General features: G+C 49.8%; 10 protein-coding genes. 2 read left to right on the top strand and 8 right to left on the bottom strand.

Annotation, left to right across the window (positions count from 1 at the left end; genetic code table 11):
- Window positions 1-32 precede the first annotated feature (32 nt).
- Together AC5FX6_RS10265 and AC5FX6_RS10260 are read left to right on the top strand one after the other, a co-directional pair.
- The gene (locus tag AC5FX6_RS10265) at window positions 33-176 is read left to right on the top strand and encodes a hypothetical protein (RefSeq protein ID WP_493596961.1); all 144 of its coding nucleotides are present in this window, start codon (window positions 33-35) and stop codon (window positions 174-176) included.
- Window positions 173-1,876, top strand: coding sequence for a sodium:solute symporter family protein (locus tag AC5FX6_RS10260; RefSeq protein ID WP_493596960.1), 1,704 nt, complete (start codon window positions 173-175; stop codon window positions 1,874-1,876). Before AC5FX6_RS10265 ends, AC5FX6_RS10260 begins: the two co-directional genes overlap by 4 nt.
- Window positions 1,877-2,386: 510 nt before the next feature.
- Here AC5FX6_RS10260 and AC5FX6_RS10255 read toward each other — a convergent pair.
- The 8 genes from AC5FX6_RS10255 to AC5FX6_RS10220 form a co-directional block, all read right to left on the bottom strand.
- The gene (locus AC5FX6_RS10255) at window positions 2,387-3,304 is read right to left on the bottom strand and encodes a class I SAM-dependent methyltransferase (RefSeq protein ID WP_493596959.1); all 918 of its coding nucleotides are present in this window, start codon (window positions 3,302-3,304) and stop codon (window positions 2,387-2,389) included.
- An 81-nt stretch (window positions 3,305-3,385) separates the two neighbouring features.
- Complete coding sequence (locus tag AC5FX6_RS10250) at window positions 3,386-4,264, bottom strand: DUF2911 domain-containing protein (protein WP_493596958.1); 879 nt, start codon at window positions 4,262-4,264, stop codon at window positions 3,386-3,388.
- Between the two features lie 103 nt (window positions 4,265-4,367).
- Complete coding sequence (locus tag AC5FX6_RS10245) at window positions 4,368-4,892, bottom strand: hypothetical protein (RefSeq protein ID WP_493596957.1); 525 nt, start codon at window positions 4,890-4,892, stop codon at window positions 4,368-4,370.
- Window positions 4,893-5,054: 162 nt separating this feature from the next.
- Window positions 5,055-6,875, bottom strand: a complete 1,821-nt coding sequence (locus AC5FX6_RS10240) for an ABC transporter ATP-binding protein (protein WP_493596956.1) — start codon at window positions 6,873-6,875, stop codon at window positions 5,055-5,057.
- Between the two features lie 311 nt (window positions 6,876-7,186).
- On the bottom strand, window positions 7,187-8,659 hold the full coding sequence (locus AC5FX6_RS10235) for a sodium:solute symporter (protein ID WP_493596955.1): 1,473 nt from the start codon (window positions 8,657-8,659) through the stop codon (window positions 7,187-7,189).
- Between the two features lie 52 nt (window positions 8,660-8,711).
- Window positions 8,712-9,728: an MBL fold metallo-hydrolase gene (locus AC5FX6_RS10230; protein WP_493596954.1), complete on the bottom strand. Its 1,017-nt coding sequence runs from the start codon at window positions 9,726-9,728 to the stop codon at window positions 8,712-8,714.
- A 160-nt stretch (window positions 9,729-9,888) separates the two neighbouring features.
- Window positions 9,889-10,536 carry a hypothetical protein gene (locus AC5FX6_RS10225; protein WP_493596953.1) on the bottom strand — a complete coding sequence of 216 codons (648 nt, stop codon included), beginning with the start codon at window positions 10,534-10,536 and terminating at the stop codon, window positions 9,889-9,891.
- 105 nt (window positions 10,537-10,641) lie between these two features.
- Window positions 10,642-11,145 (bottom strand): hypothetical protein, encoded by a 504-nt coding sequence (locus AC5FX6_RS10220; protein ID WP_493596952.1) that lies wholly within the window; start codon window positions 11,143-11,145, stop codon window positions 10,642-10,644.
- Between the last annotated feature and the right edge of the window lie 2 nt (window positions 11,146-11,147).

Genomic DNA, 11,147 nt, shown 5'->3' with positions numbered 1-11,147 from the left:
AAACGCGCTCCGAAATACGGATAAATAAAACCATGAAAAATACGGATAGCAAACCCACTGAGGAGCTCGACAAGCCACCCTTTTTCAAGACCTGGAAAAGCATGTACTGGCTGGTGTTGGGCAATCTCGCTTTTCTGATCACCCTGTTCTACATCATCACCCGCATCTATTCATGAGGTTACTCGACTGGATTGTACTGCTCGGCACGCTGGGCTTTATTGTGAGTTACGGCGTCTGGAAAACGCGTGGAAGCAAAGACATAGAAGGTTACCTCAAGGGCGATAATAGCATGAAGTGGTGGACCATTGGGCTTTCCATCATGGCAACGCAGGCGAGTGCCATCACTTTCCTGTCTACACCCGGACAGGCTTACGAAGATGGCATGCGCTTCGTGCAGTTCTACTTTGGTCTACCGATTGCCATGGTCATTATCTCGATCACGGTTATCCCTATTTTCTACCGGCTTAAGGTATACACGGCTTATGAGTATCTGGAGAGCCGCTTTGACCTGAAGACACGCTCCTTGGCTGCCTTGCTTTTTTTGATACAACGCGGACTAGCTGCCGGCATCACAATTTATGCCCCAGCTATTATTCTGTCTACTATTCTGGGCTGGAACCTGACGGTGACAAACTTGCTGATCGGCATACTGGTGATCATCTACACCGTATCGGGGGGAACCAAGGCAGTGAGCGTGACGCAGAAGCAGCAAATGGCCGTGATGATGGGTGGTATGCTTGTGGCTGGTTTTATGGTGGTGCGGTACCTGCCTGAAAGCGTGTCCTTCGGTGATGCGATAGCCGTGGCTGGTAAGATGGGCAAAATGAACGTGGTGGATTTTTCCTTCGACTGGAACGACCGGTATAATTTCTGGTCAGGCATGACGGGAGGTCTGTTTCTGGCGCTTTCCTACTTCGGAACTGACCAAAGCCAGGTGGCCCGTTACCTGGGCGGAAAGTCAGTAGGGGAGAGCCGCTTGGGCCTGTTGTTCAATGGACTGCTGAAAATCCCGATGCAGTTTATTATTCTCTTCATCGGCGTAATGGTATTCGTGTTTTACCAGTTCAATCAGCCGCCGCTGTTCTTCAACGAAGCCGCCAAAGACAAAGTATACGCCACAGATTTTGGACCGGAGATGCAGGCACTCGAAGAGCAGCACACGACACTTTTTAATCAAAAGCAGGAAGCAGTGCACGGCTTGGTAGCCGCACTACGAACGGATGATGAAAATGCCATTGCCGCTGCCCAAACCAGGGTGCAAGGTATAACCGACGCCTCTAAAGTAGTCCGGGATGATGCAAAAGCACTTATCGCGAAAGCCACTCCGGAGGCCGAGACCAAAGATACTGACTATGTATTCATTTCGTTTGTGATGAAATACCTGCCAGCTGGACTGGTAGGTCTGCTCCTGGCTGTGATCTTCTCTGCCGCCATGTCCTCTACGGCATCTGAACTCAATGCGCTGGCCTCCACTACAGTGGTGGACATCTACAAACGCTCCCTCAAAAAGGAGAAAGATAATTTCCATTACCTGCGGGCATCTCGCGTGTTTACAGCCGCATGGGGTACTTTGGCAATCATCTTCGCCACCTACGCCTCCCTGCTCGATAACCTGATTCAGGCCGTCAACATCATCGGATCGATCTTCTACGGTACTATACTGGGTATTTTCCTGGTGGCATTCTACGTGAAATACATCAAAGGACACGCCGTATTCATTGCAGCGCTCATGGCTGAAGCAGTGGTGCTATACTGCCACTTCTACACGGATATCGCCTTCCTGTGGTTCAATGTGATTGGCTGTGTGGCGGTAGTGGTATTCGGGGCGATCCTTCAGTTCTTTATAGGCCAGAAGGATGATAGATTGTATGCTTAATGACTTGGTAAAATTCTATAGTGCGAACGTACTTACGAAAGGAATAGACTTAATTACAATATACCAGAGGCAGGTATAGCAAGACATTCTTGTACCTGGGCAACAAAGCAAATCACCTTAGCCAAGTGCACATTTTGGCGCTCCACTGTTGGGGGTGAAGGGGTCCCCCTGTCAAGAGCGTTCAGCGAGTGGGGGTAGGGGCCCTCGATTTGGAGCGTCTTGATTTTTTTGCTTACTGGGGGTAGGGGCCCTCGATTTTTTCATCAAGGAAAAAAGTAGGTGCCCGCCGCACAGGCGAAACTATAGAACAAATTAGGGTGCTATACCTACAGCCGCCGCTACGCCAGTTACAAATAGGCCCCATGTGCTACCACAAGTTACGCTATCGCTAAACTTGCGGGGTACAATAGTGTAAGTAGACAAGCTGAACCTGACGCAGGGGCCAGAGGCCCCACCATAGCAGACACGAGCGAGGACGCTCGGGCCAGAGCATGATGCATCAGGTATAGCTTAGCCCCGCGGCTTTTGCCCCGCCACAATATAAACCAGACTGCCGCCAGCTGATACATACTCTTCATTGAGAAGCCGCTGCTTAAGAGCGATCTTGTTGTAAAGCAACCGCTGCCAGTAAGCGTCGAACTTATCTTTGTCGCCACCACCGGCCATAAAATAGTTCAGATTATCCTGGTAGTCATAACCCATGGAATCGGAGTCGATCCATTGCAGCATCTGCTCTACGCGCAGCATTTTTTCCTGTGTGTCATAAGGCGGAATTATCGAAAGTGCTTTGTCCGAGATCCATACCTTGATGTTCTCAAGACCGGCTTTCAGGTATAGGTCCGGTATAACATCACCCAGTGAGTTGAAGCCCTCGCCAAGTCGCTTTTTGCCTTTCTCGATACGCAGCTTTATCTCCAGCACTTCCAGTGTGCTCTCCACATCAAAGTCCGTTTCGCCGTAACGGTCAAACATAAGGTTGGGTACGAGGTTGTTCGGCTCCAGGGCGAGCACCCAGCCGCCGGGCTTCGTGATCCGGATCATTTCGTTAATTACCTCTTTCGGGTCCTTCACATGAATCAACAAGGTCTGGCAAAGGGTAATGTCAGCCAGGTTATCAGGTAAAGGAATGTTGGAGGCGTTGCCTACCCGGAAGTCGTAGGAGATGTCATTGTGCAGGTAGATGCTCTGAGCTTTCTGTTTGGCTTCCTGAATGTACTCATGCTCAAAATCGACGCCGTATACCTTGGCGCCCGGTGGCAGGTGCCGTGAAAACATAAAGCCCATCATGCCTTTGCCACAGCCTATGTCTACCAGCGTGCCGGTATAGGCTAGGTGCAGGCGGTGGGCCAGCAGTTCTAAGTAGTCGTCGTTCCACCAGTACTCACGGGCCGGACCTAAGTGATCTTCTGAATGTTTCTTCTCTTCCAACAGGTATAGATTATATGGTAAGCTAAAAAAGAAAGCCCCTGCCAGAGCAGAGGCTTTCGGTAAAAAGCAGGCAGGTATGGCCTACTTCATTTTCTTCCACTCAGCTATGGCTTTTTCATTCATACGCACATAATCGTCGTTGTTTGCCTTCTTAGCGAGATCCATTGATTGCTCAGCGGTCTTTACGGCGCCTTTGTAATCTTTCAGTTTCGCTTGTATCTTGGCTTGTGCGTGAAGGTTCCAGAAGCGCGGCTCGTTGGCATTGGCTTTTTTCATCCACTCCAGTGCCTGCTTCATGTCCTTGTTGTTGTCAAAGTAGTAGTTCGCTGCCGCTGCATATAAGCCTGCAGGCACGTCTTTACCGTTTACGACACGCTCCTGAATCTGAGCCATTACCTTGCTATCCACTTCGGCTTCGATCGTGAAGCTAGCGATGGTTTTGTCCCAAAGGATTTCCAGATCAGCGCTGTTGGCTTTCAGGTTGGCAAAGTTGATTGTGAAGGTTTCAATAGATCTTGGGTTGGTCTGTGGCTTCACAGTAAAGCGCAACTGGTCATTCTCCTGCTTGTATTGTGCCACGTTTCCACCAAGCTTGGTGTCTTTGTAAAGGATGATGGTCCACTCATTCTGGTTTGGAATGGTTAGTAGCGCATACTCACCGGCAGGTACTTTGTTTCCCTGAATAGTAACATCTTCGGCGAATTTAAGAGTAGTAGAGTTGTTGGCACCTGTGCGCCATACTTTGCCAAAAGGCACAATGTCACCACCGTACACGGAGCGTCCCTTCATAGAAGGGCGGGAGTAATCCACAGTTACGTCAGTAAGTCCGATTTTCTGGGTTACAGTAGCTGATGGGCTGGCTGCCGGCATAGCTATACCTTGTTGCTGGGCCTGAACTGTCACGGCTGTACCGCCTAGCAGCGCCGCTGACAAAAGCATGCTGAATAAGATCTTTTTCATTGTTTTATATTTAAATATTATTGATGGTTTGCGACTCAAAAATACTGAAAAATGCCGACTAATCCCCTTAACCGTTTCTTTAGGAATAAGTTTTGAGGATGCCTTAAAAACTTCGCCCTACACTGAAGCCAAAGCGTGGAATGAAAGCAGGTCCTGGTGATTTAATGTTGCTTTCTGTCGATAGAAAAGGGGTAAAGCCAACACGCACTACAAGTCCGCCGGTTGGGTTTTGATAACGGAAACCGATGCGGCTGAAGTACATGTTCTGCAGCAGGTCCGGTTCGTTGGTAAAACGGCGGGTATAGCCCAGCCCGAACTCAAAGTGTTTCTGAAAGCGACCGATCATACCCAGCGCTTCGACGGGCACCACCGGATAAAAGCCCGGTTCCTCTGAAGAGAAGAAGGTATTGCTGGCTACACCTATCCTAAGCGCCGCCTTGAACATGGACTTCTGATACACGATACGATCAAAGTTGACCGAGAGCAGGTCGCCATTACCGCCTAATTCACCATATACTGCATTGCGTGCCCTAAAAGAATCACGATAATTTTGGGCCGAAGCCGAATAGCTAAGTACAAGCAACAAGCAGAAGAGAAAGGCTCGGGCGAAAGCGCTGATTAAGTGCATAAAAAGGTTTAGGAGCGACTGGCGCAGGTATAGATAATATATACGCTGCAAATTAGTGATTTATTAGGATATATTAATGTTGAATTATGGGTAGGCTCCAAAAACGAAGGCCCTGTCAGCTAATCACTAACAGGGCCTTCGTTACCTTGAATGCAGAAAATCTTAACTCATTTCAAATTGAAGTCTCAGCAGATTCGCATAAATCCCGTTGTCATTGATCGACAGTACCTCGTGTGATCCTTCCTCAACGATCTCCCCTCCATCAATTACCAGAATCTTATCAACCTTGCGGATCGTCGCCAGGCGGTGTGCGATCACAATGGTTGTACGGTTTTTCATCAGTTCATCCATGGCTTGCTGCACCAAATGTTCTGACTCTGAATCAAGAGAGCTGGTCGCTTCGTCGAGCACCAGAATAGCCGGGTTTTTCAGTATAGCGCGGGCTATGGCTACACGCTGGCGCTGACCGCCCGATAGCTTGATGCCGCGCTCGCCTACCAAGGTGTCCAGTCCTTCCGGGAAAGACGAGATAAAATCATACGCATTGGCTTTGCGGGCTGCTGCTATGATTTCTTCCTCTGTGGCTTCCGGACGACCATACGCAATGTTCTCGCGGATCGAACCGCCAAAGAGCAATACCTCTTGCGGTACGATGCCCACATTGGCACGAAGCTCGGTCAGACTCATTTGGCGGATGTCCTGCCCGTCTACGGTGATGCTGCCCTGGCTTACATCGTAGAGACGAAGCAACAGCTGCACAATAGTAGACTTACCGGCACCACTTGGACCCACCAAAGCGATCTTCTCACCTGAGTTGATGCTGAAGTTGATATCGCGGAGCACCTGAATGTCCGGACGGGTAGGGTAGGAGAAGGCCACTTGGTTGTAGCTGATATCACCGCGTACCCGTCTGATCTCGCTCAGGGGACGGAGGGTCTTGTCAGTCGATTCTTCTGGCTCGGCCAAAATTTCCTGTATGCGTTCTGTCGCACCTAAGGCCGATTGAATCTTGCCATAAAGTTCACCCAAACCACCCACGGAGGCACCAATGAACACGGTATAAATGATAAAGGAGATGAGTTCACCAATGGTCAGGTCGCCGTTCTGTACGAGCGTAGCACCGTACCAGATCACAAGGATGATGCCGCCAAACAGGCCTACGATTACGAAAGAAATGAAAGCACCACGGTAGTTCGCCGCTGATAGGGCCGCCTTAACGGCTTTGCTAAGCGAATGTTGGTAACGACCGATTTCGAAGTTCTCGTTTGTATAGGCTTTCACCGTGTTGATTGCCTGCAGTGTTTCCTCCACGATCACGTTGGTGTTGGCCAGTTCGTCCTGTGTTTTCTTGGAGAGACTCTTGATCTTGCGACCGAAAACCAGCGTGAGCGCTACCAGCACCGGGAAGGTCGCCAGCATGAACATGGACAGCTTGATGGAAGTCCAAAGGATGATAATGATACCTACTAATAGGGTCGTGATCTGACGGAAAAGCTCCGCAAGCGTGATCGACATGGCATCTTGCACCTGCGCTACATCGGTAGTGATGCGGCTGGTAATCTCGCCTACTCGTCTTTTTTCATAAAAAGGAATTGGCAGCATCATGAACTTGCTGTAAAGGTCGCGACGAATGTCGGCCACGGCGTTCTCACTTACCTGCGCAAAGAAGTATACCCGGAAAAAAGAGAAAATACCCTGTGCCAGAATCACGGCGAACAGGCCAAGGGCAATCATGTCAATGTCTTCGAGGAACCAGTCGGCGTTGCCGGTGGAGGAGTCAACCAGCTTGCCGGTGAGCAGCGGAAAGATCATGAAGGTCAGACTGGAGAGGACCAGAAAGCCCAGACCAACTATGAATTTAAACTTGTAGGGTAGTACGTAGCTAAAGATCCTGATGCCGCGACGAAAGCTGTCTTTGCTGATCTTCTTTCTGCCTTCTTTCTCCTGCGTGCCGTCGTTTAGCCCGATTCCGCGTTTTGCCATTAATGAAATCTATACTTTATAATAGAGGGTTGCTGGTTTATAACAGCCAAGTAGCACTAAAAATGCCACGTCCCCGAAAAATCTTACAAAGGTAAGTAAAGTATGGGATATAGCTGCCTTATTTGCGTTGTGAGGGTTATCATTAATCTGATTCTGGACATATCATCCCGTAAGTGTAGCGTTAGTACAGCTTGTGGGTGTGTGAGGTCAGTTTAAGATTGGCGTAGCGGCAGCGAAGTCCCCCTTGGGGAAGGGCCCTCAACGGAGAAGAGGGAGGGGGATGACAATCGTGCACGAAAATGCTGTCAATCCTAGGGGGTAGGAGCCTTCTCTAACTCTGTATATTCTGATCCGGATGAAATACTCCACAACCCCACAAAGGTCAGAAACCCGTTCAGAATTAATACTTCAAAGCCAAAGGTATAGCCATTAAGCCACTCAACAGAATTGGCGCTGATGATGTAGGTGAGCATAGGAGCTACCAGGCAAATAGCTGGTACAAAGCGGTCGCGAACCTGACGACGGGTGTAGAGGCCGAAAGTATAGAGTCCTAGCAGTGGCCCGTAGGTATAGCCCGCCACTTGGAGCAGTGTCGAAATCAGGCTTTGGCTGTTGATCTCGTTTACGGCCAGGATCACGAGCATCATGATTACCGAAAAGCCAATATGCACGATGTAGCGCAATCGCACTCGCTCGTGCTCACTTCGTTCTTTAAAGTTGAGAAAGTCCACACAAAATGAGGTGGTGAGCGAAGTGAGGGCAGAGTCAGCAGAGGCGTAGGCAATGGCGATAATGCCCAAAATAAAGGCTATACCCACCACAGCCGGAAAGTGGTTCAGCGCCAGAAACGGAAATACATCGTCGCCTTTACCAGGCAAGGCTATGCCTTTGGAAGAAGCATACAGGTATAGCAGCGCACCCAGCGATAGAAACATCACATTTACGACCACTAGTATCACACTGAACCAGAACATGTTCTTCTGCGCTTCACCAATATTCTTGCAACTTAGGTTTTTCTGCATCATGTCCTGGTCAAGGCCTGTCATCACGATCGTGATAAACGCACCGGAGAAGAATTGCTTCAGGAAATAGGTGTTTTCTTTGTATTCCCAATTGAAAACATTGCCATACTCACTGGCGGAGATCGTGTCAACCATGCCCTGAAAGCCCAGGTTCAGTTCATCCGAGACCACCCAGATACTCACCCCAACAGCCAACAGCATGGCCGTGGTCTGGAAGGTGTCGGTCCAGATGATGGTTTTCATGCCGCCCCGAAAAGTATAGGCCCAGATCAGCAGAATGGTAATGCCCACGGTAACCGCGAAAGGTATACCCATCTCATTGAACACGGCCAGCTGCAGCACACTGGCTACCAGAAAGAGGCGTATAGCTGAGCCTAGCATGCGGGAAAGCAGAAAAAAGCCGGCTCCTGTTTTGTAAGACCAGAAGCCGAAGCGCTGGTCCAGATAGGTATAGATGGAGACTAAGTTAAGACGGTAATAAAGTGGGAGTAATACAGTCGCGATGACCACATAGCCAGCCAGGTAACCCAGCACAAGCTGCATGTAGGTGAACTGCAGGTCACGCACCATACCCGGCACCGACACAAAGGTCACACCCGACAGGGTCGCGCCGATCATACCAAAAGCCACCACATACCAGGGCGATTTGCGGTTCGCCAAAAAGAACGTATCAGAATCAGTACTCTTGCCTGTCAGGAAAGAGATCAGGATCAGGATGCCAAAATAGCCGATGATCAGGCTGAGAATAAGCGTTGCAGACATGTGGGTTGCCGTCGTGAAGCTGCAAATATAGCACAGCCTGCTGGTTTTCGGACTATCCTAACTCCTGCAGCAACACAGGTTCCCCGATGGCAGGTATACGAAGGCCCTGCATCATGCCCGAAGTAGCAATTTGCTCCAACAGTCGCACCGGCTCACCCGCAGGCTCGTCTGACAAGTCGAAGGTGCCATAGTGCATCGGTATAAAAGTGCCGCCTCTCAGTACATTGTAGGCCCGCACTGCTTCATGTGGGTTCAAGTGACTCTTCTGCATCAGGAAGCTCGGACGGTAAGCTCCCACCGGCATAATACAGATATCCATCGGACCAAAGAGTTCTTCTATCTCCTCAAAGTGACCGTTGTAACCAGTATCACCGGCAAAATAAAGCTGCATCGTAGGCGTCTTGATCAGGAAACTTCCCCAGAGCACCTTGTTCATATCGAACATCCCGCGGCGGTGCCAGTGCGATGCCGGCAGGAAGTAAATCTCTATACCTTGCGGCGTGAGGTCAAACTTCTGGTACCAGCCCGCTTCCTGATAAGGCAATTCCGGCTCAGCACTACGCAGCAGATCGCCGGCATGCAAGGGAGCAAGCGCCTTCATCTCGGAGTTCTGTCGGTACAGTGTTTTAAGGGACCGCTCGTCGAGGTGATCACGGTGACCGTGCGAGAGCAACACCAGGTCTATACCTGTTAGTTGTTCAGGAGCGCAGGGCAAACCAATGCGGCGCTTGATCATGGGCAGGTCATAAAACACCGGGTCGGTGATCATGGTCAGTCCGTTGACCCGAATCAGAAACGTAGCGTGCCCCAGCCAGACCACCATATCGTCGGTCGAATGGATGAAATCAGTTCCGTACTCAATAGGAGGTATGTAGTTGTCGGCTTTTTTCTCTTCACGCTGCGGGTTGCGGGAGGTTTTCCAGCGCAATACCTTGCTCAGCTTAGGCGTGTAGAGCTCACTGCCATTTGTAAACTGTCCATTGATGGTCTTGTTACCACGATAGTCTGGCTTCACCACATCCAGTTTGTCGTTTTTCAGATGTCTTACTGTTTCGTTCTTCTGCCTCAAAATCTGAATAAGCTTGTTTTCAGGAAATATTAACACGATAACGCACACGAAAGTTGAAACGTGTACTGAAAATTAAATAAAATACGTCAACAGGTATAAAAAAACGCCTTCTCCATACAGAAAAAGACGCTTTCAATTTTAATCGATACAAACAGGTCTGCTACCAGAAACTACCGCCTCTGCCCACAGACATTGGGTGCTGAAAAGGACCGTAGAACGGAGAGGCACCATTGGAATAGCGCATGGCGCCCGTTACTGAAAAGTGCTCGGTTATTTTATAGGTCGCCCGGAAGTCCATTCCCTGACGGCCCGGGTTCATAAAGTTCATGTAAGCCGGGTTTTGAGCCGGAATGTTTGAAAAGTCTTTCCATACGCTGCCACTTAGGATCAGGCGATCATTTACCAGATAATCGGCACCCACGTGAGCGATATAATGGTTGCTTGGGTTAGTACGCATCAGTGCAGTGCCTCCATCGTTTGTTGGCACGGTGTACTGGCCCGGCATCACCGACATGTAGGTCAGGCTACTGAACACACGCAAACGCGGATTGAGCTGATAGCGAACCGTTGGCTCCAGATAAGTCGCGCCAAAACCACTGCCAAAGCTGGCGCCAGCGGCCAGACTGTAGCTGATGCGCTTGGCGGGCATTTCAAATTTCGTAGGCCTCTCCTCAGAGGATGGTGCGGGCTGGTCTTGCAGGGTAGGGGCCGGGGCCGCTTCCAGACTGGCTTTCTGGCCTGTCTGTGCCATGGCGCTACCCGCAAAAAGCAGGCTGCAGGTCAATATGGTGCTCAAAAATATTTTCACGTGAAAACTCTCTTTTGAATGTGGTACTAAGTTACAGCGCAATTGCTTCAGAAACAAACGAATGTCTATTTCCAAACGGGCACACAGGTCTTTTGTTGTCAGCGGCTATACCTTGTTTTTGCTTTGCTGCCCAGGTATACGTCTGCCCAGAAAAGCCAGCCAGAAGCTGAGGCCCAGTAATAGCAGGTATTTCAAGGTATAGGTTGTTCCCACTGACTCTGAGACAAGCCTTCCGGGAGCAAAAAGTATGCCCTTAAGAATGGACGTGTTTAAAATACCTCCCAAGGCCATCAGGATGGCGATTGCAGCTATTATCAGGGTATGCTGCACACCAAGCTTCTTCCTGCGCACGGCTATAAGCGAAAGCACCACCCCAAAGAGCGCTCCGGCATAAGGCGCATACTCCTGAACCAGCACAAACTTGCTGATTCGGTCGGTACTCAACTTATACATAGCGGCGCTTGCCTCGAATTTGCTTAAGTCGCTTGTTTCCAGGTATAGCTCTGTCAGCGGCATGTCATAGATGTAACTCAGTGCGATAAACGCATAGGTGGTCAACAGCACGATCAGGGTGTGCAGCAGGATAACCTTAAAGTTTATGCCTTGCATGC

The organism is Pontibacter sp. LHS2, assembly GCF_058932845.1.
The sequence above is the reverse complement of the archived record's forward strand: the minus strand, read 5'-3'. Positions and strand labels throughout refer to the sequence as shown.

Excerpts from the sequence above, each read along its gene's own strand:
- AC5FX6_RS10220 (WP_493596952.1), bottom strand. The coding sequence starts at position 11,145 with ATGCAAGGCATAAACTTTAAGGTTATCCTGCTGCACACCCTGATCGTG.
- AC5FX6_RS10245 (WP_493596957.1), bottom strand. The coding sequence starts at position 4,892 with ATGCACTTAATCAGCGCTTTCGCCCGAGCCTTTCTCTTCTGCTTGTTG.
- AC5FX6_RS10265 (WP_493596961.1), top strand. The coding sequence starts at position 33 with ATGAAAAATACGGATAGCAAACCCACTGAGGAGCTCGACAAGCCACCC.
- AC5FX6_RS10235 (WP_493596955.1), bottom strand. The coding sequence starts at position 8,659 with ATGTCTGCAACGCTTATTCTCAGCCTGATCATCGGCTATTTTGGCATC.
- AC5FX6_RS10240 (WP_493596956.1), bottom strand. The coding sequence starts at position 6,875 with ATGGCAAAACGCGGAATCGGGCTAAACGACGGCACGCAGGAGAAAGAA.
- AC5FX6_RS10250 (WP_493596958.1), bottom strand. The coding sequence starts at position 4,264 with ATGAAAAAGATCTTATTCAGCATGCTTTTGTCAGCGGCGCTGCTAGGC.
- AC5FX6_RS10260 (WP_493596960.1), top strand. The coding sequence starts at position 173 with ATGAGGTTACTCGACTGGATTGTACTGCTCGGCACGCTGGGCTTTATT.